This is a genomic window from Streptomyces sp. NPDC028907 (assembly GCF_055564995.1).
This window is the reverse complement of the sequence record NZ_JBVHVE010000006.1, coordinates 607,985-633,309: the sequence shown is the minus strand read 5'-3', so window position 1 is coordinate 633,309 and position 25,325 is coordinate 607,985. Positions and strand designations below refer to the sequence as shown.

The following is a 25,325-nucleotide window of genomic DNA, read 5'->3' as shown; positions in this document are numbered from 1 at the left end:
GGGCTGGAAGTGCGGCTCGTCCTCAAGCGCCGGACGGGCTGGGGGTGCCCGGAGCGATCGTGTGGCCGAAGCGGAGCAGGTTGTTCGGGTCGTAGGTCGACTTGTCCTTGCGTAGGCGGTCGTAGACGTCCGGGGTCCAGGCGCGGGCTCGGTCGGGTTCGTTGCCGGGGGTGCCGTGGATGTTGACCATGGTGTGGCCCGTGCCGTACGGGGACATTGCTGCGTACAGGGAGCGGGTGGCTTGTTCTATGGCCTCCGCTGCTGGTGGGGCGGCCAGGACGCCCACCGCTTCCAGGAGGTAGTTCGCGTCCCGGGAGCAGATCGCGTCCGGTTGGCGGGCGGGGCGGGAGAGGGCGCCGCCGAGGTGGCGGATCTCGACCACCAGCAGTGGACAGTCGGGGGCGTCCGGGCCGGCCTGGGACAGGAACGTGTCGACGGCCTCGGGAGTGAGGTCGCGGAGCAGGGCGCAGGACTCGCGGGCGGGGAGCGGGTCCTGTGGCTCCATGTGGATGCGGTCGAGAGCCGCGTACGGCATGACTTCCACCGTGTCGACCGTGACCGGGGCCGCCGTGCGGACGGGGGCCAGGAGGTCTTCGCCTTCGGCGGGGTCGCCGGGCCAGGCGATGGCTACGCGGGCCCAGAAGCCGCCTCGTAGAGGCTCGGGGATCTCCGGGATCGGGGGCAGGCGCAGGAGGCTGAAGGTGCTGCACATGTCGTCGGGGAGGGTGTGGGTCCAGTCGGCCCAGGTGCGGAGCAGGGCCTCGGTGTGTTCGCCGGGGCAGTAGATGCCGCCACCGAGGAGGGTGGGGATGGGCAGGAGCTCGCAGACCATGGAGGTCACCACGCCTACGTTGCCCTTGCCGCCGCGCAGCGCCCAGAACAGTTCCGGTTCGTGGTCGGGGTCGCTCTCGCGGAGCGTGCCGTCGGGGGTGGCGACCTGGAAGTAGCGGACCAGGTCCGCCGCGTAGCCGTAGGCCCGGCCCAGGACCGGGAGTCCGCCGCCCAGGGTGTAGCCGACCGCGCCCGCGTCGGTGGACGTGCCGCAGAGTGCGGCGAGGCCGTGCGGGGCCGTCGCCTCCAGGACGTGCCGCCACTTCGCGCCGGCCGGGATCGTCGCCAGGCGCCGGTCGGGGTCGACGCGTACGTCCGTCATGCGGGCCGTGCTGATCAGCAGGCCGTGGTCGATGGGGAAGTTGGCGCCGTGGCCCGTCGACTGCACGGCGACGGGGGTGGCCGTGGCCGACGCCCAGCGCAGCGCCGTCACGATGTCGTCGGCGCCCGTCGCGCCCACCACCACGTCCGGGGTGTGCAGCGCGGCCAGGTTGAAGCCGGTGACCTCGTCGGCGTAGCCGTCGTCGCCGGGGCGCAGGACCGGGCCGTGGATCTCGGAGAGGGCGAAGAGGTCGGGGGTGTTGTGGTGGGTGGTGGTGGCGGTCATCGCGTCCTCCGTGATGTGCGCGTGTTTACGGAGGGACGGCGGCGGCAGGCGGGGAGAGAGGGGGAGGTGCTTGTGCCGTCGGGTCCTTGGGTTCGAGGGCGGGGGCTCTTCTTCAGGATGGACCTCGGGGGTGGGCGGCGCATGCGGGCCGACGGGGGCGCTTGCGGGCCGGCAGGGCCGTGATTCCGTGCCGACGGCACGTCGGCAAAGGTGCTGTCGGGGCGGGCGTAGCGTAGGTGGCATGACGACGTACGGATCCTTTCCCGGTACGCGGCCGCGGCGTCTGCGGACCAGCCCCGCCATGCGGCGCATGGTCGCCGAGACCAGGCTGCACCCCGCCGACTTCATCCTCCCGGCCTTCGTGCGCGAAGGTGTCAGCGAGCCGGTGCCGATCGCGGCCATGCCGGGGGTCGTTCAGCACACGCGGGACAGTTTGAAGAAGGCCGCCGCGGAGGCGGTGGCGGCCGGGATCTCCGGGATCATGCTCTTCGGGGTGCCGGAGGAAGAGAAGAAGGACGCCCTCGGGACGCCTGGTACGGATCCGGAGGGGATTCTCCAGGTCGCCATCCGGGATGTGCGGGCCGAGGTGGGGGACGAGCTGCTCGTCATGTCCGACCTGTGCCTGGACGAGACCACCGATCACGGGCACTGCGGAGTGCTGGACGCCGAGGGGCGCGTCGACAACGACGCCACCCTTGAGCGGTACGCCGAGATGGCGCAGGTCCAGGCCGACGCCGGGGCCCATGTCGTCGGGCCCAGCGGGATGATGGACGGGCAGATCGGGGTCGTCCGGGATGCTCTTGATCAGATCGGGCGGGAGGATGTCGCTGTCCTGGCCTACACCGCCAAGTACGCCTCCGCCTTCTACGGGCCCTTCCGGGAGGCCGTCGGCTCCTCGTTGCAGGGGGACCGGAAGACGTACCAGCAGGATCCCGCGAATGTGCGGGAGTCCCTGCGCGAACTCGCCCTCGACCTGGAGGAGGGCGCCGACATGGTGATGGTCAAGCCGGCGGGGCCCTACCTCGACATCCTGGCGCGGGTCGCCGACACGGTGGACGTGCCGGTCGCCGCCTACCAGATCTCCGGTGAGTACTCGATGGTGGAGGCCGCCGCCGAGAAGGGCTGGATCGACCGGGACCGGGCGATCCTGGAGACGCTGACCGGCATCAAGCGGGCCGGTGCGCGCAACATCCTCACCTACTGGGCGACGGAGGCGGCGCAGAAGCTGGGGCGCGGCTGACGGGCATACCGCCCGGCTCCTGTCACCGGCCGCCGGACTTCGGCGGTGTCGGTGTTGTTGGTGGTGTCGGTGGTTTCGTGGGGGCTGTGGGTGTCGTGGCCGTGGGGCTCGTCGGGGTCGACGGGCCCTCGTCGCGCAGGCCCTGGCCGTCCTCGCACGCGGTGAGCGTCAGCGCGGTGATCGCCACCAGCGTGGCGGCCAGGGCGGCACGCCCCAGCAGCCGGGCGCGGGGGCGAGGGGGGTGTGCGGACGCGGACATGGTGCGGCCCTCTCCAAAGCGTGGGGGTCGGTGTCGGGGCCCAGCCTGCGTGATCATCCGTCCCGGCCGCCACCATGAGCCGCGAATTCGGGACGCCCGAGCGGCGGGATGGTGGCTGACCTGCGGGGATGTGGTGTCCCGGTGGGTGGGTGTGGGACGTTCGGGGCGGTGGATCCGGGTGCCGTCCGCGGTGTACGGGGAGGGCGGGGCCGGATCCGGGCGCCGTCCGCGGACTACGGCGTGGGCGGGGCCGGATTCTGGTTCCTGTCCCGGCATCGCCCCAGCCCACGTCCCGCCTCTGTCCCGCCTCTGTCCCGCCCCTTGTCCAGGGCCGGGCCCTCTCTGTCCGCATTCCGGAAAGTCGCTTGTAGGTGACACGTAGTTCTCTAAGCTGCCCGGCACGAGCCGTCACCCCCCGTCGCCGAGTCGAAGGAGCCGTGCCATGACCGTCATCGAGCCCGCGCCCCGCCCAGTCCCAGCCGCCGTGCCGTCGCTCGCGGCGCGGACCGGTGCCGTGGGGGGCTCGCCCGTGCGGGACATTCTCGCCGTCACCGCGCGGCCCGAGGTCATCAACTTCGCGGGCGGGCTGCCGGCGCCGGAGCTGTTCGACCGGGAGAGCATCGCTGCCGCCTTCCGCGACGTGCTCGCGCAGACGCCGGCGCAGGCGTTGCAGTACTCCACGACGGAGGGCGAGCCGAGCCTGCGTGCCGGGCTCGCCGCACGCATGTCGGCGCGCGGACTGGCGACCGACGCCGACGACCTCCTCATCACCACCGGCTCCCAGCAGGGCCTGTCGCTGCTGGCCACCGCGCTGCTGGAGCCCGGAGACACGGTCCTCGTCGAAGACCCCTGCTATCTGGCGGCACTTCAGGTGTTCGGGCTCGCGGGAGCGCGAGTCGTGGCCGTGCCCGGAGATGCGGACGGGGCGGATCCGCGGGCGCTGGAGGAACTGGTGGAGCGGGAGCGGCCCAAGCTCTTCTACACCGTGCCCACCTTCCAGAACCCGACCGGCAGAACCCTGCCCGCCGAGCGCCGGGCGGCCGTCGCCGAGGTCGCCGCCCGGCGCGGGGTGTGGATCGTCGAGGACGACCCGTACGGCGAACTCCGGTACGAGGGCGAGCGGGTGCCGTGGATCGCCTCGTACCCCGGGGCGGAGGACCGCGCGGTGCTGCTCGGCTCCTTCTCCAAGGTGATGGCGCCGGGCATGCGGCTGGGCTGGCTGCGCGCGCCCGCTGCCCTGCGGCGGGCCTGCGCGGTCGCCAAACAGGCCGCGGACCTGCACACCCCGACCGTCAACCAGCTCGCCGCCGCCCGCTGTCTGACCGGCCTCGACGCCCATGTGGCCCGTGTCAGGGACGTCTACCGCGAGCGCCGCGACGCCATGCTGGCGGGCCTGGCCGGCGCCCTCCCCGACGGCTCCACCTGGGACCGGCCCGAGGGCGGGATGTTCCTCTGGGTCCGGCTGCCGGAGTCGTACGACACGACGGCCCTGCTGCCCGAGGTGGTGCGGCACGATGTCGCCTATGTGCCCGGGGCGCCCTTCTACGCCGGTGAGCCCGACCGGTCGACGATGCGGCTGTGCTTCGTGACGCAGACGCCGGAGGAGATCAAGGAGGGGCTCAGGAGGCTGGGGGAGGGGCTGCGTCAGCCCAGGACCTGAGCCTGATCCACCGGACCGGCCCCGGAGTGCGAGGGTCCGCCGCGCCGTCGGTCAGTCCCACCAGAAGTGCCAGGCCGGCTGGTTGAGGAGCTGGTTCTCGGCGTAGGCGCGCGGGGTGCTGTCGGTGCCTTGCCAGATGTTGTCCGGGCAGAAGGCGAAGTGCTCGGCGGCCAGGGCCTCCGCGTCGGCGAGGGTGGTGGGCGGGGCGGCGACGGACACCAGCAGGGTGTCGAAGCCCAGGGCCACCGTGCGTATGCCGAACCGGTCCTCCCAGGAGCGGAGCACCGCGGACAGACGGCCGGTGTCGTTCTCGTGGTTGGCCGGGCCCATCCAGCCGATCGCCGCGGGGATGTCGGCGCTGCGGCGGGCCGGTACGAGGGCGATGCGGGGGTCCTTGAGGGGGCCACGGCCGTCGAGGAGGGAGTCCACGATGTCGGAGGCGACGGATTCGGGGTCCTGGGCGGTGTCGGCGACCTCGGCGGCCTCGGGGGTCGCCAGGCCGGGCCAGGCCTCGCCCTCCTCCGCGTACTCCTCCCAGAACTCCTCCAGCACATCCTCGGCGTCGTGATCCCCGGCGTACGACATCTCGCGGGGCATCAACTCCCACAGCTGCGGGCCGCCGTGACCGGCGCCGACGTCCAGGAGGACCGGGAGCAGGCCGACGGCCGGTGCCGTGTGCCGCAGCGCGGTCCAGTCACCCGGAGTCGACCGGTCGTCCGACAGCCACAGCAGCGGCTCGTGCCACGGTCCGTCGTCAGTCGCGTCCACCAGGCCGCCGGGCGGCAGGTGCAGTCCCAGGGACGCGAGCCTGGGCAGAGGGTTCGGAAGTGTCGCCATGTCAGCGACTGTAGGGGCAGCCACTGACAACGTCTCTCACCTCCCCACTCGGCTGTCGAAGCACTCCGTGCCGCCGCCCGCGGCCGGGTGGAAGCAGGCCCGGACGACGGTTCCGGGGCGGGCCGCGGTCATGGGGGTGTAGACGTAGTTGTCGGCGTCGACGCCGTTCTCGATCTCCGCGCTGCGGACGCCACCGTCATCGGAGCCGCCGCCCTTGTCACCGGCCGACATCTCAAGCCGGTCGCCTATGTGTGTCGCCCACATTCGGGCCCAACTCGTCCCGCACTCCTGGCTGTAGCGCAGTTCCATCCAGGCGCCGGAGGCGGTCCGGTGCGTGGCGAGGGTCTGCGGGCGGCCCGCGCACTTCATCTGCATGGCGCTCTTGCCCTCGCACACCTCTCCACGGCAGCGCGGCCCCGCCGCGGTCGGGGGCGGCGACAGCGACGCGCGCGGTTCGCCGTCCCGGTGCGGCAGCAGCAGGGCCACCGCGGCGACGCCCCCGACGGCCACGGCGCACACCGACGCGAGCACCGCCACGAGGGTCGCGCTGCGCCGAACGGAGCCGTCGTCGACGGTGCCCCCGTCCGGGGGCGCCGGCACCCCTTCCGCAGGCGCGGATGCCTCCTCCGTCGCCCGTCCACTGCCCGCCGACTCCGCGATCTCCCACAGCGCCAGACAGCGCGCCTCCGGCTCACCGGCGAGGCGGCACAGCTCCTGGACGGCGTCGCGCGGAGGGACCGTCCGGGCGTTGAGGTAGCGGTCCCAGGACGACTTGCTGAACGCGGTCTTCGCCGCGAGGCCGGCCAGGCTCAGGTCGGTCCGCCCCTTCAACTCCCGCAACGCGGCGGCCAGACGGGCCCGTTCCGGGGACGGCGTCGTCATCGTCGTAGAGCCTTCCAGGTATGTGGCCCGACGATGCCGTCCACGACGAGTCCGGCCCGCTGCTGCATCCGCTTGACCGCGCGCTCCGTCATCGGACCGAAGATCCCGTCGATGCCGCCCGGCGAGATACCGGCCCGGCGCAGCAGACACTGCGCCTCGGCCACCTCCGGCCCCGCATGGCCGTTCGCCAGGATCGCGCGCTCGGTGCGGCTGAGGCCCGCGCCCCAGCGGCCGTCGATCCGCTCGACGCGGCAGGCGTACGGGGGTTCCGGTCGCGCGGCCGACGCGGGCGGCGGCGTGGATGCGGAGGTGGCGGTCGCGGCGAGGGAAGCCGCGGGCCGTTCCGCCGCGTCGTCACCCAGTCGTACGACGAGGAGAACCGCCGTGGCGACCGCCAGGACCAGTGCCACGGCCCCCGCCGCGAGCGCTATCCGCAGCGAACGGCCGGGCGAGCGTGGCTCGGTGGTCTCGGCGGCTGGGGAGCCGATGGACTCGGTGGTCCCGGGGGGCGGCTCCGTGCGTCTGTTGCCCCACGCCTCCGCGGCGACCTCGTGCAACGCCATCAGGCGTGTCGGATCCTCGCCCACCGCCCGCGCCAGCGCCACGACGGCCTCGGCGGGCGGGAACGAGCGGCCGCCCAGATAGCGTTCCCACGACTTCTCGCTGTACCCGGTCCGCGCCGCGAGCTGGCGCAGGCTCAGCCCGCTGTGGTCCTTCAGCCGGCGTAAGCGCACCACCAACTGCCGCACACGCGGATCCAGTTCCACGGGCAGCGCTGCCCAACGCGACATGTTCCCCCCACACGCGTTCACGGTCCGGGCGCACGGCCCGTCGGTCAGCGGGCCGGCCCCGGTCGCATTCTGCATCAGCATCCACGGCCCACAGCGGAAGCGGTTCCCGCACGGGTATGGAATCGGCCAACACCCGTCCCCGCCGTCTCGCCGTGACGTCTCTGAGGACGGTGTCTTTGCAGGTCAGGGGCCGAGACATCCCGTGATGGCGTCACTTGGGCGGCAACGGTGGTGGCCCGCGCCGCCCGCCCCGCACTCTCGTCCTGTCAGCCGGCGGCACGTCAGGTGCCGTCCCACGACCCAAGGGAGAAGCATGCGTTCGAACGCGTTGACGAGGACAGTCGTCAGCCTCACCGCCGTCCTCGGGCTCGCCGCCGGCACGGTGGCGGCCGCGGGTACCGGCTTCGCGGCGTCCCAGCCGGCCGCCAAGCCCGCGGTGAGCGCCCAGGACGTCTCCGTCCTCGCCGTGAACAACCTCGGCCTGAACACAGCCCGGGCCAAGAACTGGCAGTGCTGGCTGCGCGACCGTGGTTACAACCCCGGCACGATCGACGGGCAGCTGGGCACCAACAGCTGGAAGGCGGCGCAGCGTCTGCTCAACGCGAGGGGACACAACGCCGGTGACGTCGACGGAGCTGTCGGCCCGAACACGATCAGGGCGCTGCAGAGGTACCTGAACACCTTCGGCGACATCTTCGGCTACCACCTCGACGTGGACGGGATCGCCGGACCGGAGACCAGGTCCGCGTTCTGGAAGTTCAACGGCACCGGCTGCTGAGCCGACCTGCCGACCGCACACACGCCGCGGCCCGTCCTCCCACGGGGGAGAGGACGGGCCGCGGCCACTTCCTGTCGCTCAGAGCCGCTCGGGCGTCCGGATGCCCAGCAGGGCCATGCCCTGGTGGAGCGTGCGGGCTGTCACGTCGCACAGGAGCAGACGGTTCTCCGCTACGTCCTTCGGCGGCTCCGGCTTGATCACCGGGCACTTGTCGTAGAACGACGTGAACAGGGACGCCAGCTGGTACAGGTACGCCGCCAGCTTGTGCGGGGCGTACTCCGCGGCCGCCTCGAAGACCGTGTCGCCGAACGCGTCCAGGTGCAGTCCGAGCGCCCGCTCCGCCGCGTGCAGTTCGAGCTCCGGGTGCGCGGCCGGGCTGCTCTCGCCCGCCTTGCGCAGGATCGACTGGATACGGGCGTACGCGTACTGGAGGTACACGGACGTGTCGCCGTTCAGCGAGACCATCTGGTCCAGGTCGAACTTGTAGTCCCGGTTGGGGGACGTGGACAGGTCGGCGTACTTCACCGCGCCGATGCCCACCTGTGCCGCCCGCTCCTGGATCTCGTCCTCGGTGAGGTCCTGCGCCTTCTCCCGTACGACCTCGGCGGCCCGCTGCACCGCCTCGTCCAGCAGGTCCTCAAGGCGTACGGTCTCGCCCTCACGCGTCTTGAACGGCTTGCCGTCCGCGCCCAGCACCGTGCCGTAGCCCATGTTGTGCGCGGTGACGTCGTCGCCCAGCCAGCCGGCCCGGCGGGCCGTCTCGAAGACCATCTTGAAGTGCAGCGACTGGCGTACGTCCACGACGTACAGCAGCGTCGTCGCGTGCAGGTCGACGACACGGTTGCGGATCGCCGTCAGGTCGGAGGCCGCGTAGCCGAAGCCGCCGTCGGCCTTCTGCACGATCAGCGGGACCGGCTGGTCGTCCTTGCCGCGGATGTCGTCGAAGAAGACGACGAGCGCGCCCTCGGAGCGGACCGCGACGCCCATCTCCTCAAGGAGGCGGGCGGTCTCGGGCATGCCCTCGTTGTAGGCGGACTCGCCGACGATCTCCTCGTCACGGACCTCCATGTCCAGCTTCTCGAAGACCGAGTAGAAGTAGACCTTCGACTCGTCCACGAACTGCTGCCACAGCTCCAGGGTCTCCTTGTCGCCGGACTGGAGGGCGACGACCCGCTTACGGGCCCGCTCCTTGAACTCGTCGTCCGCGTCGAAGACCGCGCGCGAGGCCTTGTACACCCGGTTCAGGTTCGACATGGCCTGCTCGCCGTCGACGTCCTCGGGCGGGGCCAGCTCGCCGGGGTGCTCGAACAGGTACTGGATGAGCATGCCGAACTGGGTGCCCCAGTCGCCGATGTGGTGCCGGCCGATCGTCTTCTCGCCGGTGAAGTCGAGCATGCCGCGCAGGGCGTCGCCGATCACCGCGGAGCGGAGGTGGCCGACGTGCATCTCCTTGGCGACGTTCGGCTGGGCGTAGTCGACGACCGTGATGCCCGCGTCGTCCTTCAGCGGCACGCCGAGGCGCTCGCTGTCCGCGTGCCGGGCGGCGAGGTTCTCGGTGATCGCCTTGTCGGCGACGGTGATGTTGAGGAAGCCGGGGCCGGAGACCTCGACGTCCTTGATGACGTCACCGGTGACGATGTCGCCGACGACCTGGGTCGCCAGCTCCCTCGGGTTCGACTTGGCCTTCTTGGCGAGGGCCAGGATCCCGTTGGCCTGGAAGTCGGCCCGGTCGCTACGTCGCAGCAACGGGTCGACTCCGTCGGCCTCCGGGAGTGCGGAGGCGAGGGCGTCGGCGAGGTGCTGGTTGACGCGAGCGCTGAGGGGCGTGACCGGGGCCATAGGAATGGGTGCCGTTCTCCTCGTGGGGATGGATGGACACGGTCAGTATCCCATGGGGGGTAAAGCGGTTTTTGCGGTGTCGGAAGCGGGCCGGGGGCAGGTCAGCGGGAGCGGGGTACCCGAGTCCGCCTCCTCAGGAGCAGCGCGCCGAGGGCGGCGCAGAGGAGGGCTCCCGCGGCCGCGGTGGCGAGCGGCCCGGTGCCGGTCTCGGCGAGCTGCTCCCCGGCACCCGGCTTCTGGGACGTGTTGCCGGGCGCCGGCGGCGAGGGGTCGGTCGATGCGGAGGGCGTGGTCGGCGTCGACGGAGCGGTACCGGCCACGTGGAAGGTCAGGGTGGCCGTGTTGTTCGCATCGTACGGATCGGTCCGCCCGACACCTCCGAGCTCGGCCTTGGCATGAATGGTCCGGCCGGCGTGCTGCTCGTCGAAGACCCAGGTCTGGGTGTGCGTGTAGCTCTCTCCCGGGGCCAGCTCGCCATAGCCCTCGCAGATCACTATCCCCGGATCCGGGATGCATGTCACTCCAGACGGTGGGACTGTCCGCGGGAGCAGTGCCATATCGGAATCATCGGTGGAGAAGTCCACCCCGAACCCGTGGAGTATGCCGGGGCCGTGGTTGGTCACGACGAATTTCACGGTCACCGGCCTGCCCGGGGTCACCGAGAGGGAGGACGGCTCCCATGCGGAGGCCATGTCGATGGGTTTCACGACCGTGACCCTGGCCGTCTTCGAGTCGTTTTCGGGCCGGGTGTCCACCGTGCCGGTGTCGATGACGGGAGTCGTGGTGAACGTCAGCACCGTGCCCGGCACCACGTCCTCGCGGACCCGGACCACCATCTTGCCCGCCGTGTACATCGGGCGGTCCGGTACACAGACGACGGTGCGGCCGCCGCGGACGGGCGGCTCGCACTTCATGTAGCCACTGGCCGACTCGTAGGTGACGCCGATGGGGAGGGTCACCTTGATCGCGGCGTGTGCCACCTGCCCCGAGTGCACGGTGACGCCCAACTGCACGGAGACCGTCGCGCCCGGGATGGTCTGGCTGCCGTAGATGTGCATCTGCGTCTCCACGTCGGCCGTCCCCCCTGCGGGCGCGGCCTGAGCCCCCTGTGCCGGCAAGGGCAGCAGGGCGAGCACGGCTGCTCCCGCAGCGGCGACGATGCGTCCCCAAAAACTGTGCATCTACGGTCTCCCGGACGTGGAGGCGGGCGGAATCGGAGGGGGACGGCAGTGGAGCGGCCGTTCCCACGGGCAGTTGGACCGGTCGGCAGCGGGGATGGTTGTAAGCGGCCGACCGGTATCGCGGGAACCGCGAGAACCGCCGGTCGGGGAGAGCCGAAGACAGCCCTGCGCGAGAACCTGGTGAACTCGTTTTCCCGGTTGGGGCGCGGCCTGGAAGAATGGGGCAGCCGGCCGTGCGACCGTACTGGCCGCCGATGGAGAAAGAAGGACGTGCCGATCGTGGCTCAGAGCACCGAGACCACCGACTGGGTCTCCCGTTTCGCGGATGAGGTCATCGAGGAGTCGGAGCGTCGGGCCCCGGGCAAACCGGTCGTCGTCGCGTCCGGACTGTCGCCGTCCGGGCCCATCCACCTGGGCAATCTCCGGGAGGTCATGACGCCGCACCTCGTCGCCGACGAGATCCGGCGGCGGGGGTATCAGGTGCGGCACCTGATCTCCTGGGACGACTACGACCGGTATCGGAAGGTGCCGGCCGGGATCGCCGGGGTCGACGACTCGTGGGCCGAGCACATCGGCAAGCCGCTGACCTCCGTACCGGCGCCGCAGGGCTCGACGTACCCGAACTGGGCCGAGCACTTCAAGGCGGCGATGGTCGAGGCGCTCGCCGAGCTGGGTGTGGAGTTCGACGGGATCAGCCAGACCGCGCAGTACACCTCGGGTGTCTACCGTGAGCAGGTCCTGCACGCCATGAAGCACCGCGGTGACATCGACGCCGTTCTCGCGCAGTACCGGACCAAGCCCAAGGCCGGTGCCAAGAAGTCGCAGAAGCCGGTCGACGAGGCCGAGCTGGAGGCCGCCGAGGGGTCGGGGGCGGCCGCCGAGGACGACGGGAGCTCCGGGTCCGCCGGGTACTTCCCGTACAAGCCCTACTGCGGCAACTGCGAGAAGGACCTCACCACCGTCACCTCGTACGTCGACGACACCACCGAGCTGTCGTACACCTGCAACGAGTGCGGCTTCTCCGAGACCGTCCGGCTGAACGAGTTCAACCGCGGCAAGCTGGTCTGGAAGGTCGACTGGCCCATGCGGTGGGCCTACGAGGGCGTCGTGTTCGAGCCCAGTGGCGTCGACCACTCGTCTCCGGGGTCCTCCTTCCAGGTCGGCGGGCAGATCGTCGGGATCTTCGGCGGCAAGCAGCCCATCGGGCCCATGTACGCCTTCGTGGGGATCAGCGGCATGGCGAAGATGTCTTCGTCGCGCGGTGGGGTGCCCACGCCCGCCGACGCGCTGAAGATCATGGAGCCGCAGCTGCTGCGCTGGCTCTACGCCCGCCGCAGGCCCAACCAGTCCTTCAAGATCGCCTTCGACCAGGAGATCCAGCGGCTCTACGACGAGTGGGACAAGCTCGACGCGAAGGTCGCCGACGGATCGGCACTGCCCGCCGACGTCGCCGCGCACTCGCGCGCGGTGCGCACAGCGGCCGGTGAGCTGCGGCGTACGGCGCGGCCGCTGCCGTACCGGACGCTCGCCTCCGTCGCCGACATCACCGCCGGACACCAGGACCAGGCCCTGCGGATCCTCTCCGAGCTGGACCCGGAGAACCCGCTGGGCGCGCTGGACGAGGCCCGTCCCCGGTACGACAAGGCCGAGGCGTGGATCAACACGCAGGTCCCCGCCGACCAGCGGACCATCGTGCGGGACGAGCCCGACGCCGAGTTGCTGAAGTCCCTCGACGAGGCGTCCCAGCAGTCGCTGCGGCTCCTGCTCGACGGGCTGGAGTCGCACTGGTCGCTGGACGGGCTGACCCACCTCGTGTACGGCGTGCCCAAGGTGCAGGCCGGGTTCTCCGCGGACGCCACGCCCAAGGAGCTGCCGCCGGAGATCAAGACGGCGCAGAGGTCGTTCTTCGCCCTGCTGTACCACCTGCTGGTCGGGCGGGACACGGGGCCGCGTCTGCCCACACTGCTGCTGGCGGTGGGGCAGGAACGGGTCCGGCGCCTGCTCGGTGAGTAGACCGCCTGCTCGGTGAGTAAGCGGTGACACGAAAGGGGCCCCCGGATCGAGGGCCCCTTTCACGTGCGCCGGTCAGGCGATGTGCTCGTCCGTCAGTTCCGCGTTGTAGCGGTTGGAGAACCGGTTCACCATGCGCTTCGCCTCGGACTCGTCGAGCGTGACGCCGTACGTCGCCTCGACGTCGGCGATGAGGCCGCGGTGGGTGGGGGCCCCGTTCCCGCTCTTTATCGACTCACGGAAGACCAGGTAGTAGTCCTCCTCGGTCGGCTCCGGGGCGCCGCCGCCCTCGCCGAGCTGGCGGGTGCGGTTGGGGCTCACGGGGATCGGGAAGGTGCCGGTGTCCTCCGGGGAAGGCTCCTGGACGGGCGGCTCCTCCTGGAACTGCTCCTGGTACTGCTCCGCCTGGAGCTGCTCCTGGTACCACTGGTCGTACTGTTCCTGAGTGTTGTACTCGGGGTCGTAGCCGCCCTGGTACTCCACGTTGCGCGGAGTGTTGAACCAGTCCTGAACGTACTCCGGCTGCTCCTGGTCGGGCGTGGCGACCAGCTCCGGGCGCTGCTCGCCCGCAGGCGTCGCCTGCTGGGGCACGGGCGCCGGAGCCACGTCCAGCACCTGCTTCGGCGCCGGAGGCAACAGCGCCGGCTCGATGCCCGCCGCCGCCAGACCAGCCGGGGCCGTCTCCGCCAGCGGCACCCCGTACCGGGCCAGCCGCAGCGGCATCAGCGACTCCACCGGTGCCTTGCGCCGCCACGCCCGGCCGAAGCGCGAGCGCAGCCGGGCCTGGTAGACCAGCCGCTCCTGCTCCAGCTTGATGACCTGCTCGTAGGAGCGCAGCTCCCACAGCTTCATACGGCGCCACAGCAGGAACGTCGGCACCGGCGAGAGCAGCCAGCGGGTGAGGCGGACGCCCTCCATGTGCTTGTCGGCCGTGATGTCCGCTATGCGCCCGATCGCGTGCCGGGCCGCCTCCACGGACACCACGAACAGGATCGGGATCACGGCGTGCATGCCGACGCCCAGCGGGTCCGGCCAGGCCGCCGCGCCGTTGAAGGCGATCGTCGCCGCCGTCAGCAGCCACGCCGTCTGCCGCAGCAGCGGGAACGGTATGCGGATCCACGTCAGGAGAAGGTCAAGGGCGAGCAGGACGCAGATACCCGCGTCGATGCCGATCGGGAAGACATAACTGAAGTTCCCGAACCCCTTCTGGATGGCCAGCTCGCGGACGGCCGCGTAAGAACCGGCGAAGCCGATGCCGGCGATGATGACGGCGCCGAACACGACCACACCGATGAGAATGCGGTGCGTCCGAGTCAACTGCGGTGGCCCGGCCACTCGTACTCCCCTCCCAGTGCGTGTTGTTGCGCGCAACAGGGTGGCACATCTGTGCGTCGTTCGGATTCACGTACGGCACGAGCCCGGTCCCCGAGGGGAGCCGGGCTCGTGCAACATGCGTGGCTGAGCTGCGCGTTGTGACGCGGGGGTGGGGCAGGTGTGACGGTCAGCTCTTCTTCGGCGCTGACTTGGAAGGGGAGGCGGACGCCGACTTCGAGGGGCTCCCGGAGGGAGACTTCGACGCCGACTTCGAAGGGGCGCTGCTCGGCGTGCCCGCGGTACCGCCGCCGTTCGCCTTCGCCACCGAGGCCACCGCCTCCTTGGCCGCCTTCTGCGCCAGCTTGTTCAGGGTGTCCGCGCTCGGAGTCTTGTCCCCGGCGAGACCGGCGCCGTTGTAGTCGACCGTGACCACGACGTTCTCGACCCTGGCCACGACCGTCACCTGCTTGAAGGAGCCCTCCTTCTTCTTCAGGTCGTAGCGCACCGCGGTCGCCTCGTCGCCCACCCCGGCGACCGGCTCCGACTTCGCGTTCTTCGCCCCGTCCACCGAACGGGCGTCCTGGACCTGCGTCTCGAAGTACTCCCGAGCCTGCTTATCGCCCGAGCCGCGCGAGACGTTCGAGTCGAAGCGCAGCAGGGAGGCGTTGAGCCAGCGGAACTGCGAGCCCTTCACACCGTTGTTGTCCAGGCTGCTCCAGGAGCAGGAGCCGCGCGTGCCCGCCTCGTCCGCGGTGCCCGCCTTGCCGGACTTCGCCTCCGGGACCAGGTCCTCCAGCGTCTTCTTCGACAGCACCTTGCACGGCTGGGGAAGCGACTCGTACACGGCCGCCTGCACCGTCGGCGAGGGACTCGCGGACGCCGACGCGGACGCCGACGAGGACTTCGCGCTGTCGCCGGCCCCGTCGTCCGAACCGGAGTCCGAGGAACAGCCCGCGGCGACCAGCATCACCGGGACGACGGCCGCACCGACAAGGACACGGCGCAGACCGCCCCTCATGCGCTGCTCGCCCTGGTCACGCCCGTCACTCCCCCACTGCCTGAAAGGCGTGGGAGGTGCACTCGGCCTACGCTCTGCTGCTCGCTGCATGGTTCCTTCACTCATGACTGACACTCGTGGTTCCTGCGGTCGGATCGGGTCCGAGGGGCCACGGTACGCGGTGAAGAAGGTGTGTGGTCTCGTTTCGGTTACGTCGCACTCGGGCGTACGGGGGTGACCGAGGGGCGCTACTCCGCCAGCGCGTCGGCCAGTTGTGCAGCCAGTTTCTGCGCCCTGTCCTGCAATTCCTCACTGTCCGGGACCACGCCGACGGTCGCCGGCTGCTCCTCGTACTGGATCGTCACGATCACGTTGGACGTGCGGAACGCCACAGTCACCGTGCGCTGCTGGGCCGTCGAACCGGAGCTGCTCAGCTCGTCGTCGAGGAACGCCTCGTCACCGAGGTCGTCCAGGACGCGGGGCTGGAGCTCGGCCCGGGTCACCCCGTCGGAGGGAGTGGAGGAGGAGTTGGAAGAAGAGGACGAGGACGACGAAGGGGAGGAAGGGGATGCCGACGTCGAGGGCGAGGCCGAGGAGGAGGGCGAGCCGCTCGGGTCGGCCGAGGGAGTCTCCTCGCCGTCGCTCTCGGAGCTCGTCGGCTCCGGGAGGTCGGCCTTCTCCTGCCGGGTCGCGAACAGCTGCTCCGCCTCGCTGTCGTCGCTCACCGTCGTGTCGTACGACACCACACGCGAGAAGTCGACGGACAGCCGGTCCGTGGCCTCGGTCGACTCCGCCTTCCAACGGCAGCCGGCCTTGCGGTCGGTGTCATAGGTGATCGTCGGCGTGCCCTCGTACGCCTTCTCCCGCTGGTCCTCGTCCGTCACCTGCTTGATGCCGGGCAGCAGCAGGTCGAGCATCTCCCGGCCGACCGCGCCGCACGGCTCGGGCAGCGTGGCGTACCGGCCGGGCTCGGCAGCCGCCGTCGCCGTACCGGCGTCGCCCGGGTTGGAGTCGTCGGTCGTACCGCCGTCGTCGGAACTGCCGGTGCAGCCGGCCAGCAGCGCCACGAGGAGCGCGGCGACGCCGGATACGTACGCCTTCCGCTGCACGGTCAGGCTCCTCTCGACGGTGCCGGGTGCTCGGCACGTTGCCGGTCTTCGGTGTCCCCGCTGGTTATTCGCTTGCCGGGCGGGGGCGACCCCTGGAGACAATGTCTATCGCACGCACTGCCGTGGACGCCGGTCCGTTGTCCCTTTTCGTCGACCCTGGCGCCGGTTTTGCGATTTCAGACTTGTATGTGATTTCCGGGGGATAGAGGACGATATGTCGTACGTGGAGATACCGGGCGCCAAGGTTCCGATCCGTATGTGGACCGATCCGGCGACGGTCGAGGAAGGCGCCCTGCAGCAGCTGCGCAACGTCGCGACCCTGCCGTGGATCAAGGGCCTGGCGGTCATGCCGGACGTCCACTACGGCAAGGGCGCGACGGTCGGGTCCGTCATCGCGATGCGGGGGGCTGTGTGTCCCGCCGCGGTCGGGGTGGACATCGGGTGCGGGATGTCGGCCGTCAAGACGTCCCTCACCGCGAATGATCTGCCGGGGGACCTGTCGCGGCTGCGGTCGAAGATCGAGCAGGCGATTCCGGTGGGGCGGGGGATGCATGACGCTCCGGTGGATCCGGGGCGGCTGCATGGGTTCGGTACAGCGGGGTGGGACGACTTCTGGGGGCGGTTCGATGGGGTTGCTGATGCGGTGAAGTTCCGGGAGGAGCGGGCCCATAAGCAGATGGGAACGCTTGGATCCGGCAACCATATGGTTGAAGCTTGTACGGACTCGGAGGGGGCGGTTTGGCTGATGCTGCACTCTGGGTCCCGCAACATCGGCAAGGAGCTGGCCGAGTACCACATCGGCGTCGCCCAGAAGCTTCCGCACAACCAAGGGCTGGTTGACCGTGACTTGGCGGTGTTCATCTCGGACACTCCACAGATGGCCGCCTACCGGAACGACCTGTACTGGGTGCAGGAGTACGCCAAGTACAACCGCGCGATCATGATGGCGCTCCTGAAGGACGTGATCCGCAAGGAGTTCAAGAAAGCGAAGGTCACCTTCGAGCCGGAGATCTCCTGTCACCACAATTACGTGGCCGAGGAGCGGTACGAGGGCATGGATCTGCTGGTCACCCGCAAGGGTGCGATTCGTGCGGGCTCGGGTGAGTACGGAATCATCCCCGGCTCGATGGGGACCAGCTCGTACATCGTGAAGGGGCTTGGCAACGATAAGGCCTTCAACTCTGCTTCTCATGGGGCGGGGCGGCGCATGAGTCGGAATGCGGCGAAGCGGCGCTTCACGGTGCGTGACCTGGAGGACCAGACGCGCGGTGTGGAGTGCCGGAAGGACACGGGAATCCTGGACGAGATTCCCGCCGCGTACAAGAACATTGATCAGGTGATGGCGCAGCAGCGCGATCTCGTTGAGGTCGTGGCGAAGCTGAAGCAGTTCATCTGTGTGAAGGGTTGATGCGCGAGGGCCCCGGGTGGAACCGGGGCCCTCATGCAGTTGGTCGGGTGCAACCCTCATGTCGACTCGCCGCCTGGATCCGCCCAAGCGCAGGTAGTCGCGATGTTGTACGGCGTCAGCTTCTGGAACTTGTGCAGGAGATCGATGTCCCGCGCGCTGATCTCGACGGTCAACCGCCCTCGCTGTCGGGGCTGTTGGGTTGTGGCGCGAGCCTGGATCGTCAGTTCAGCGGCCGTTCGGGTGATCGATGGGGTTCACCCCTGTGGGTTACTTCGGCGCGTGCGTCACCGCGTAGATCATCACGAACGCCACGATGTGGATGCCGAAGAGGAAGTAGCCGAGCCACCACCACATCTGGCGTTCGTTGTGCGGGTCCTTGCGGTCCTTGTCCGTCACTACAGCTCCCTGTGGACCTTCGTGTTGGACGCCTGGGCGCGGGGGCGGACGACCAGGAGGTCGATGTTGACGTGGCTGGGGCGGGTGACCGTCCAGGTGATGGTGTCGGCGACGTCGTCGGCCGTGAGGGGCTCGGCGACGCCCTCGTAGACCTTCTGTGCCTTGTCCGTGTCGCCGGCGAAGCGGGTCAGGGCGAACTCGTCGGTCTTCACCATGCCGGGCGCGATCTCGATGACGCGGACCGGGCGGCCGACGATCTCCAGGCGGAGGGTCTCGGCGAGGACGTGGGCGCCGTGCTTGGCGGCGACGTAGCCGGCGCCGCCCTCGTAGGTGCCGTGGCCGGCCGTGGAGGAGACCACTACCACCGTGCCGTCGCCGCTCGCCTCCAGCTTGGGCAGCAGGGCCTGGGTGAGGTTCAGGGTGCCGATGACGTTCGTCTCGTACATCGTGCGCCAGTCGGCCGGGTCGCCGGTGGCGACGGGGTCGGCGCCCAGGGCGCCGCCCGCGTTGTTGACGAGGACCCCGATCGTCTTGAAGGCCGTGGCGAACTCGTCGACCGCGGCGCGGTCCGTGACGTCCAGCTGGTAGGCCGCCGCCGAGTGGCCGGCCGCGTTGATCTCCTCCGCCAGCTCCTCGATGCGGTCCTTGCGGCGGGCGGTGAGGACGACCCGGTAGCCGGCCGCGGCGAGCCGCCGTGCCGTGGCGGCGCCGATTCCGCTGCTCGCACCGGTGACGACGGCGATGCGGGAGGCGGCGGACGGTGCGGCGGTGGGCATGGCTGCTCCTCGTGCGGGTCGGGTCCAGAGCGTCGAGCCAGTCGAGAGACTGTCCGGAGACTGTCCGGAGACTGTCCGGCCAGGATAGGCGGGCGGCCGGTCCGGGGCGGCGGTGGGAGAATGAGGTGGGTGGTCCTCCACCACGGGAGGTGGATCATGGGACAGGCGCGTGAGGTCATGGACAGGCTCACCGCGGCGATCACCACGGCGGACCCCAAGGCCATCGCCGAGCTCTACGCCCAGGACGCGGTCGCCGTCACCCCCGACGGCGGTGAGCTGCACGGGCGGGAGCACATCGTCGGGTACTGGCGTCAGATGACGGAAGCGATTCCGGACGGTTCGTACGAGTCGGTGCACTCCTACGAGGTCGGCGACACGGCCATCGACGAGGGGATCTTCCGGGGCCGCAACACGGGGCCGATCCAGTTGCCCACCGGGGAGACGCTGGCGCCGACGCAGAAGGAGATCAGCATCCGCGGGGTGGACTTCGCCACCGTGGACGACAGCGGGCACATCGTCGACTACCGGCTCTACTTCGACGAGATGGAGTTCCTGGGGCAGTTGGGGCTGCTGCCGCCGACCTGAGCCGTCCCGGCGGTGCCCTTCAGTCTCCTCGCGGCGCGTACATGATCACCGCCATGCCCGCGAGGCAGATCAGTGCGCCCGTGACGTCCCAGCGGTCCGGGCGGTAGCCGTCCGCGACCATGCCCCAGGCCAGCGAACCGGCGACGAAGACACCGCCGTACGCGGCGAGGATGCGGCCGAACTCGGCGTCGGGCTGGAGCGTGGCGACGAACCCGTAGGCGCCGAGGGCCATGACGCCCGCGCCGATCCAGAGCCAGCCGCGGTGTTCGCGTACGCCCTGCCAGACCAGCCAGGCGCCGCCGATCTCGAAGAGGGCGGCGACGGCGAACAGGGCGGCCGAGCGGAGGATGAGCATGGCCGTCAGCTTCGCATGCCCTCGTCCGGGTCCCCGCGTCACCTGTTGGACGGCGCCTGCGGCTCGCTCCGCGTGGGATACATCCCTGGACGATCACGGTGGTGGAGTGAGGAGTGGCGTGATGCGGCGGATGCGGGTTGCTGCGGTGTGCGGGGCCGCCGTGGTGGCGGTGGTGGGCGGGGTGGCTCCGGCGGCGGGGGCGGCCGGCCGTCGCGGTGGTCCCGGGGCGGATCTGACCTATCACGGTTCCGCTGTCCTGACCGGCGACCGGGTCGACGTGCGGTTCACGCCGCGCCGGTACGGGCCGGGCGCCGTGCCCGACGCGGCCGCGATGGTCCGGCTGCGCTGGTCGGAGCCGCTGGCCGAGCGGCAGGAGCTGCCGGAGGGGTGTGCGCGGGCGGGGGAGCGGGTCGTGTGGTGCGGGGTCGGGGCGCTGGACGCGGGCGGGGTGGGGGAGCCGGTCGCTCTGCGGGTACGGCTGCGGGACGCGCCCTCGGAGGTGCTGGTGGAGTTCGACACCGTGTGGAGCGGTGGGCCGGTGGACGGCACGCGGCGCAGCGGTGGGCAGCGGGTGCTGCTGTTGGACACGGGGGACGAGTACCACTTCTGACACCCTGACCCCCGCTCTCCGTCAGCTGTCGGGGCCCTCGGTGTCGTAGCGCTCGCGGGCCTCGTGGACCTCGTCGAAGTGGGTCTCCGCCCAGTCCTTCACGGCGGTCAGCAGCAGGGCGAGGTTCTGGCCGAGCGGGGTGAGCGCGTAGTCGACGCGGACCGGGACGGACGGGGTGACGGTGCGGGTGAGCAGGCCGTCGCGTTCCAGGGAGCGCAGGGTCTGGGTCAGCATCTTGGGGCTGACGCCGGCGATCTTGCGGCCGAGGTCGCTGTAGCGCATGGGGCCGGGGGCGAGGGCGGAGACGACGAGGCTGACCCACTTGTCGCTGATGCGGTCCAGGAGCTGGTTGGTGGGGCAGCTCTTGAGGAACGCGTCGTACTCGATACGGGCCTGCTCGCGGCGCTGCGCGGCCGTCATGGTCGCCATGGCTCACCTCCGGGGTAGGTACGCACTCCCAGGTAACTACTTACTCCTGGATAGTAACTCTTCCTAGGGTTGTCGGAAGTGAACGGGAGAACGTCCCGGAGACTGACAACCAAGGAGATGGCCGTGCGTGCTGTTGTGGTGGATTCGTTCGGTGGGCCGGAGAACGTGGCGGTCGTGGAGGCCGGGACCCCGGAGCCCGGGGCCCGTCAGGTGCGGATCAAGGTCGCGGCGGCCGCGCTGAACCCCGTGGACGCGGAGGTGCGGGCCGGGGTCTTCGGGGGTGCGGGCAAGCGGATCGGGCTGGGCTGGGACGTGGCCGGGACCGTGGACGCGGTGGGGGTGGCCGGTGCCTGGAGCGTCGGGGACCAGGTGGTCGCCCTGGACTACGGCCTGGTCAAGCCGCTCGGCACGCACGCCGAGTACGTGGTCGTCCCGACGGACGCCGTCGCGAAGGCGCCGACCACGGTGGACGCCGTGCACGCGGCGACGCTGCCGCTGAACGCGCTGACCGCCGCACAGGCCCTGGATCTGCTGGAGGTGACGCCGGAGCAGTCGCTGCTGGTGACGGGGGCGGCCGGGGCGGTCGGGGCGTACGCCGTTCAGCTCGCCGCGCTCCGGGGGATCGCGGTGACCGGGCTGGCGCGGGAGGGGGACGAGAAGTTCGTACGGTCCCTGGGGGCCGGGTCCTTCACGAGCGGTGCCGTCGCCGAGCGGAGCTTCGACCGCGTGCTGGACGCCGCCGTCCTCGGCGAGCCCGCGCTCGCGTGGGTGCGGGACGGGGGCCGGTACGTCGGTGTCATTCCGCAGGCCCAGCCCGCGTCCGTGCGGGGCGTGTGGACCGGGGCGGTCGAGGTGAGCGCCGACGGGGCACGGCTCGCGGAGCTGGTGCGGCTGGTGGACGACGGGGTGCTGACGACCCGGGTGGCCGAGACGTTCCCGCTGGACGAGGCCGCGAAGGCGCATGCGCGGCTGGACGAGGGCGGGGTGCGGGGCCGGCTGGTGCTGGTGCCCTAGGGCCGGCCGGCTAGGCCTGGCCCTGGCCTTGGCCCGCGGAACCCCCGGCCGCTGCCTCCGCCGCGTACGCCGTCGGCGGCACTCCCACCGTCGCCGTGAAGTCCCGTACCAGATGGGCCTGGTCGGCGTAGCCGAGCTCGGCGGCGAGGATGGCCCAGTCGACGTCCGTGCGGGTGCCGGCGTGTTCCAGGGCCTCGTGGATGCGGTAGCGGAGGATGCACCACTTGGGGCTGACGCCGACGTAGGTCGAGAAGAGCCGTTGCAGCGCCCGCACCGACAGGCCCCGCGCCTGGGCGAAGTCGCCGACGCGGCGGACCGTGCGGTCGGTGCGGATGTGTCGGACGAGGGCGGTGGCGAGGTCGGCCTGCGGGTCCGGGGTGTGGGGGAGGGCGAGGAGGAAGGCGTCAAGGGCGGCCACGCGGGTGTGGTCGTCGGTGAGGGAGACGATCGCGCGGGCGGTGTCGGCCGTGGCCGCGGGGAACACCTCCTCGGCGGGCAGGGCGCGCCCCGTCCACCGGGAGACCGGCGCCTCGGGGGCGTACGGCCTGAATCCGCCGGGCCGGAACTTCGCTCCGCAGACCCGCCCGCGTCCGGTCAGCTTCCGGGTGTAGAGGCCGAGCGCGACGCCGTTGACCTCGGCGTACGGCTCGCCTTCGGTCTCGTCCCACTGGAAGGAGAGGTTGACGGCCGGGTGCGGGACGATGTGGGAGGCGTAGGGGGCGGGCAGGTCCCAGTCGATCAGCCAGTACCACTCGACGTACCGGCGCAGCGGCTCGGCGGGTTCGTGCCGACGGAACCGCACGCGGTTCAGCAGCCCCGACGGGTCGACGATCCCGCGGGTGTCCTGACGGGGTGCCTCCATGGCCGGATCGTACGTCGCGTTTCTTCAAGAGGGGCAGGCCTCGGCGTCCCTACGGTCGGGGTATGGACACCAAGAGCGCGAAGGCGAACGAGAGCGAGTGCGAGTACGGCATCGGTGAGCTGCTGGGCGTGGCGCGGGAGAGGGCCGTGCCGGTGGTGCGGGCCCTGCCCGACGAAGCGCTCGCCGCTCCCACACCGTGTGCCGAGTACGACGTGAAGGACCTGGTCAACCACCTGTTCCAGGTGGTCGTGCAGTTCCAGAGGCTGGCCGCGAAGGAGGCGTCCGACTTCACCGGGACGCCCGATTGCGTCGGCGCGGGGGCGGACTGGCGCGAGCGGCTCTTGGACGAGATCGACAAGCTCGTGGCGGCCTGGTCAGCGCCCGGCGCGGAGGAGGGCGTCACCGGCGCCATGAACATGCCCGCGCGGCTCGTCGGTTCGATGGCGCTGCTCGATCTGACCGTGCACGTGTGGGATCTGGCGCGGGCCACGGGCCGGGAGCACCAGTTGGAGGAGGCGGCGACGGCCGTCGTGGAGCAGCTGGCCCGCGCGGTCGACGAGCTGGCGCCCACGGCCCGGAAGATGGGCGTGTTCGCGGACCCGGTGCCGGTGGCGGAGGGCGCGTCGGGGTTCGAGCGGCTGTTGGCGCGGACCGGGCGGGACCCGCACTGGAAGGGGCGAGCAGGGGCGGAATAGTCATGGGGCGCTCACCGTTCACGGGTTATAGTTGAACGGTCAACAACCTGGAGGGTGAGCGACCATGCAGTTCGGGATCTTCAGCGTCGGCGATGTCACGCCGGATCCGACGACCGGCCGTACGCCGACCGAGCGCGAGCGAATCAAGGCCATGGTCGCCATCGCGCTGAAGGCCGAGGAGGTCGGCCTCGACGTCTTCGCGACCGGAGAGCACCACAACCCGCCGTTCGTGCCGTCCTCGCCGACGACGATGCTCGGCTACATCGCGGCCCGGACGAAGAAGCTGATCCTCTCCACCTCCACCACGCTGATCACCACGAACGACCCGGTGAAGATCGCCGAGGACTTCGCGATGCTCCAGCACCTGGCCGACGGCCGGGTCGACCTGATGATGGGGCGCGGCAACACCGGCCCGGTCTACCCGTGGTTCGGGCAGGACATCCGGGAGGGCATCAATCTCGCCGTCGAGAACTACGCCCTGCTGCACCGGCTCTGGCGCGAGGACGTGGTGAACTGGGAGGGGAAGTTCCGCACGCCCCTGCAAGGGTTCACGTCCACGCCCCGCCCGCTGGACGGCGTACCGCCGTTCGTCTGGCACGGGTCGATCCGCTCGCCGGAGATCGCCGAGCAGGCGGCCTACTACGGCGACGGGTTCTTCCACAACAACATCTTCTGGCCGGCCGACCACACCAAGCGGATGGTCGAGCTGTACCGGACCCGGTACGCCCACTACGGGCACGGCACGCCCGAGCAGGCGATCGTCGGGCTGGGCGGGCAGGTGTTCATGCGGAGGAACTCCCAGGACGCCGTGCGGGAGTTCCGGCCGTACTTCGACGTCGCCCCGGTGTACGGGCACGGGCCCTCGCTGGAGGAGTTCACCGAGCAGACCCCGCTGACCGTCGGCTCCCCGCAGCAGGTCATCGAGAAGACGCTGGCCTTCCGCGAGTACGCCGGTGACTACCAGCGCCAGCTGTTCCTGATGGACCACGCCGGACTGCCGCTGAACACCGTCCTGGAGCAGCTCGACCTGCTCGGCGAGGAGGTCGTACCCGTGCTGCGCAAGGAGTTCGCGGCGCGCCGCCCGGCGGTGGTTCCGGACGCGCCGACCCACCAGTCCCTGCTCGCCGACGCCCAGAAGGAGGTCGTCGCATGAAGCTCGTCGTCGTGTCCGCGGGGCTGAGCGTCCCGTCCTCCACCCGGCTGCTGGGCGACCGGCTCGCGGCCGCTGTCGGCCGGGAAGCCGCGGTGGAGGCGGAGGTCGTCGAGCTGCGCGACCTCGCCGTGGAGATCGCGCACAACTTCACCAACGGGTTCCCGGGGCGCAGGCTGGCCGCCGCCATCGACGCCGTCACCTCGGCGGACGGGCTGATCGTCGTCACACCCGTCTTCTCCGCCTCCTACAGCGGGCTGTTCAAGTCGTTCTTCGACGTGATCGAGAAGGACGCGCTGGCCGGCCTGCCGGTGCTGATCGCCGCGACCGGCGGCACGGCCCGGCACTCCCTGGTCCTGGAGCACGCCCTGCGTCCGCTCTTCGCCCACCTGCGGGCCGTGGTCGTACCGACCGGCGTGTACGCCGCCTCGGAGGACTGGGGCGCGCCGGGCCTTGACGGGCGGATCGAGCGGGCGGCGGGGGAGCTGGCCGGGTTGATGCAGGGGTTGTCGGGAGCCAGGGCGGCCGCCGCGGACGACCTGACGGTAGTGCCCTTCGCCGAGCAGCTGGCGGCCATCTCCAGCCCGTCCGGCGCTTGAGGACGAGGCCGTTCAGGCCGAAAGGGCGTCTGGGGGCGGAGCCCCCAGGGGCGGCCGTGTGAGGGTGAGATCCCAGTAAGAAGGGTGATCGTAAGCTCCCTCACACGGCCG

At 70.8% G+C, this 25,325-nt stretch carries 26 protein-coding genes; 11 read left to right on the top strand and 15 right to left on the bottom strand.

Going from position 1 to position 25,325, the window contains the following annotated elements; translation table 11 throughout:
• Positions 1-22 precede the first annotated feature (22 nt).
• A complete protein-coding gene (locus ACZ4UU_RS22015; RefSeq protein WP_471905055.1) occupies positions 23-1,438 on the bottom strand; it encodes an FAD-binding oxidoreductase in 1,416 nt (471 codons plus the stop codon).
• Between the two features lie 241 nt (positions 1,439-1,679).
• Here ACZ4UU_RS22015 and hemB point away from each other — a divergent pair, with 241 nt between their 5' ends.
• Positions 1,680-2,678, top strand: coding sequence for a porphobilinogen synthase (gene hemB / locus ACZ4UU_RS22010; protein ID WP_471905054.1), 999 nt, complete (start codon positions 1,680-1,682; stop codon positions 2,676-2,678).
• Positions 2,679-2,700: 22 nt separating this feature from the next.
• On the opposite strand, the gene ACZ4UU_RS22005 is transcribed toward hemB, so the two are convergent.
• On the bottom strand, positions 2,701-2,937 hold the full coding sequence (locus tag ACZ4UU_RS22005) for a hypothetical protein (RefSeq protein WP_471905053.1): 237 nt from the start codon (positions 2,935-2,937) through the stop codon (positions 2,701-2,703).
• Between the two features lie 442 nt (positions 2,938-3,379).
• On the opposite strand from ACZ4UU_RS22005, the gene ACZ4UU_RS22000 reads away from it, so the two are divergent.
• Entirely contained in the window at positions 3,380-4,597 is a 1,218-nt protein-coding gene (locus tag ACZ4UU_RS22000; protein WP_471905052.1) for an aminotransferase-like domain-containing protein, read from the top strand.
• Between the two features lie 51 nt (positions 4,598-4,648).
• On the opposite strand, the gene ACZ4UU_RS21995 is transcribed toward ACZ4UU_RS22000, so the two are convergent.
• Genes ACZ4UU_RS21995 through ACZ4UU_RS21985 form a run of 3 tightly spaced genes read right to left on the bottom strand, consistent with a single transcriptional unit; the run spans position 4,649 to position 7,107 of the window.
• A complete protein-coding gene (locus tag ACZ4UU_RS21995) occupies positions 4,649-5,434 on the bottom strand; it encodes a DUF4253 domain-containing protein (protein WP_471905051.1) in 786 nt (261 codons plus the stop codon).
• Between the two features lie 36 nt (positions 5,435-5,470).
• Positions 5,471-6,316, bottom strand: a complete 846-nt coding sequence (locus tag ACZ4UU_RS21990) for a helix-turn-helix domain-containing protein (protein ID WP_471905050.1) — start codon at positions 6,314-6,316, stop codon at positions 5,471-5,473.
• Positions 6,313-7,107, bottom strand: coding sequence for a peptidoglycan-binding protein (locus tag ACZ4UU_RS21985; RefSeq protein ID WP_471905049.1), 795 nt, complete (start codon positions 7,105-7,107; stop codon positions 6,313-6,315). The genes ACZ4UU_RS21990 and ACZ4UU_RS21985 overlap by 4 nt, the downstream gene beginning before the upstream one ends.
• Positions 7,108-7,420: 313 nt before the next feature.
• Here ACZ4UU_RS21985 and ACZ4UU_RS21980 point away from each other — a divergent pair, with 313 nt between their 5' ends.
• Positions 7,421-7,885 carry a peptidoglycan-binding domain-containing protein gene (locus tag ACZ4UU_RS21980; RefSeq protein ID WP_471905048.1) on the top strand — a complete coding sequence of 155 codons (465 nt, stop codon included), beginning with the start codon at positions 7,421-7,423 and terminating at the stop codon, positions 7,883-7,885.
• 78 nt (positions 7,886-7,963) lie between these two features.
• On the opposite strand, the gene argS is transcribed toward ACZ4UU_RS21980, so the two are convergent.
• Together argS and ACZ4UU_RS21970 are read right to left on the bottom strand one after the other, a co-directional pair.
• Entirely contained in the window at positions 7,964-9,724 is a 1,761-nt protein-coding gene (gene argS / locus ACZ4UU_RS21975; RefSeq protein WP_471905047.1) for an arginine--tRNA ligase, read from the bottom strand.
• Between the two features lie 101 nt (positions 9,725-9,825).
• Positions 9,826-10,905 (bottom strand): LPXTG cell wall anchor domain-containing protein, encoded by a 1,080-nt coding sequence (locus ACZ4UU_RS21970; RefSeq protein WP_471905046.1) that lies wholly within the window; start codon positions 10,903-10,905, stop codon positions 9,826-9,828.
• Positions 10,906-11,175: 270 nt separating this feature from the next.
• On the opposite strand from ACZ4UU_RS21970, the gene lysS reads away from it, so the two are divergent.
• A complete protein-coding gene (gene lysS / locus ACZ4UU_RS21965) occupies positions 11,176-12,918 on the top strand; it encodes a lysine--tRNA ligase (protein WP_471905045.1) in 1,743 nt (580 codons plus the stop codon).
• A 72-nt stretch (positions 12,919-12,990) separates the two neighbouring features.
• On the opposite strand, the gene ACZ4UU_RS21960 is transcribed toward lysS, so the two are convergent.
• The 3 genes from ACZ4UU_RS21960 to ACZ4UU_RS21950 form a co-directional block, all read right to left on the bottom strand.
• Complete coding sequence (locus ACZ4UU_RS21960; protein ID WP_471905044.1) at positions 12,991-14,250, bottom strand: DUF2637 domain-containing protein; 1,260 nt, start codon at positions 14,248-14,250, stop codon at positions 12,991-12,993.
• Positions 14,251-14,416: 166 nt separating this feature from the next.
• Positions 14,417-15,352, bottom strand: coding sequence for a DUF3558 family protein (locus ACZ4UU_RS21955; RefSeq protein WP_471905043.1), 936 nt, complete (start codon positions 15,350-15,352; stop codon positions 14,417-14,419).
• Between the two features lie 122 nt (positions 15,353-15,474).
• On the bottom strand, positions 15,475-16,335 hold the full coding sequence (locus ACZ4UU_RS21950) for a DUF3558 domain-containing protein (protein WP_471905042.1): 861 nt from the start codon (positions 16,333-16,335) through the stop codon (positions 15,475-15,477).
• Between the two features lie 214 nt (positions 16,336-16,549).
• Here ACZ4UU_RS21950 and ACZ4UU_RS21945 point away from each other — a divergent pair, with 214 nt between their 5' ends.
• The gene (locus tag ACZ4UU_RS21945) at positions 16,550-17,743 is read left to right on the top strand and encodes an RtcB family protein (RefSeq protein ID WP_471905041.1); all 1,194 of its coding nucleotides are present in this window, start codon (positions 16,550-16,552) and stop codon (positions 17,741-17,743) included.
• A gap of 267 nt (positions 17,744-18,010) precedes the next feature.
• Here the strand turns inward: ACZ4UU_RS21945 and ACZ4UU_RS21940 are convergent, their stop codons facing one another.
• A complete protein-coding gene (locus tag ACZ4UU_RS21940) occupies positions 18,011-18,139 on the bottom strand; it encodes a hypothetical protein (protein ID WP_471905040.1) in 129 nt (42 codons plus the stop codon).
• The gene (locus ACZ4UU_RS21935; RefSeq protein ID WP_471905039.1) at positions 18,139-18,915 is read right to left on the bottom strand and encodes an SDR family NAD(P)-dependent oxidoreductase; all 777 of its coding nucleotides are present in this window, start codon (positions 18,913-18,915) and stop codon (positions 18,139-18,141) included. The genes ACZ4UU_RS21940 and ACZ4UU_RS21935 overlap by 1 nt, the downstream gene beginning before the upstream one ends.
• A 156-nt stretch (positions 18,916-19,071) precedes the next feature.
• On the opposite strand from ACZ4UU_RS21935, the gene ACZ4UU_RS21930 reads away from it, so the two are divergent.
• Positions 19,072-19,500, top strand: coding sequence for an ester cyclase (locus ACZ4UU_RS21930; protein ID WP_471905038.1), 429 nt, complete (start codon positions 19,072-19,074; stop codon positions 19,498-19,500).
• A 19-nt stretch (positions 19,501-19,519) separates the two neighbouring features.
• On the opposite strand, the gene ACZ4UU_RS21925 is transcribed toward ACZ4UU_RS21930, so the two are convergent.
• On the bottom strand, positions 19,520-19,855 hold the full coding sequence (locus tag ACZ4UU_RS21925) for a YnfA family protein (protein ID WP_062151810.1): 336 nt from the start codon (positions 19,853-19,855) through the stop codon (positions 19,520-19,522).
• 121 nt (positions 19,856-19,976) lie between these two features.
• Between ACZ4UU_RS21925 and ACZ4UU_RS21920 the strand changes: the two genes are divergently transcribed.
• Complete coding sequence (locus tag ACZ4UU_RS21920) at positions 19,977-20,465, top strand: hypothetical protein (protein ID WP_471905037.1); 489 nt, start codon at positions 19,977-19,979, stop codon at positions 20,463-20,465.
• Positions 20,466-20,486: 21 nt separating this feature from the next.
• Here ACZ4UU_RS21920 and ACZ4UU_RS21915 read toward each other — a convergent pair whose 3' ends face one another.
• Positions 20,487-20,894, bottom strand: coding sequence for a winged helix-turn-helix transcriptional regulator (locus ACZ4UU_RS21915; RefSeq protein WP_471905036.1), 408 nt, complete (start codon positions 20,892-20,894; stop codon positions 20,487-20,489).
• Positions 20,895-21,017: 123 nt separating this feature from the next.
• On the opposite strand from ACZ4UU_RS21915, the gene ACZ4UU_RS21910 reads away from it, so the two are divergent.
• Positions 21,018-21,908, top strand: coding sequence for an NADP-dependent oxidoreductase (locus tag ACZ4UU_RS21910; protein WP_471905035.1), 891 nt, complete (start codon positions 21,018-21,020; stop codon positions 21,906-21,908).
• Positions 21,909-21,918: 10 nt separating this feature from the next.
• Here ACZ4UU_RS21910 and ACZ4UU_RS21905 read toward each other — a convergent pair whose 3' ends face one another.
• Positions 21,919-22,770: a DUF6597 domain-containing transcriptional factor gene (locus ACZ4UU_RS21905; protein WP_471905034.1), complete on the bottom strand. Its 852-nt coding sequence runs from the start codon at positions 22,768-22,770 to the stop codon at positions 21,919-21,921.
• 62 nt (positions 22,771-22,832) lie between these two features.
• Between ACZ4UU_RS21905 and ACZ4UU_RS21900 the strand changes: the two genes are divergently transcribed.
• The 3 genes from ACZ4UU_RS21900 (at position 22,833) to ACZ4UU_RS21890 (ending at position 25,214) form a co-directional block, all read left to right on the top strand.
• Positions 22,833-23,465: a TIGR03086 family metal-binding protein gene (locus tag ACZ4UU_RS21900; protein WP_471905033.1), complete on the top strand. Its 633-nt coding sequence runs from the start codon at positions 22,833-22,835 to the stop codon at positions 23,463-23,465.
• A 64-nt stretch (positions 23,466-23,529) separates the two neighbouring features.
• Complete coding sequence (locus ACZ4UU_RS21895; RefSeq protein WP_471905032.1) at positions 23,530-24,618, top strand: LLM class flavin-dependent oxidoreductase; 1,089 nt, start codon at positions 23,530-23,532, stop codon at positions 24,616-24,618.
• A complete protein-coding gene (locus tag ACZ4UU_RS21890) occupies positions 24,615-25,214 on the top strand; it encodes an FMN reductase (RefSeq protein ID WP_471905031.1) in 600 nt (199 codons plus the stop codon). The genes ACZ4UU_RS21895 and ACZ4UU_RS21890 overlap by 4 nt, the downstream gene beginning before the upstream one ends.
• Positions 25,215-25,325 lie beyond the last annotated feature (111 nt).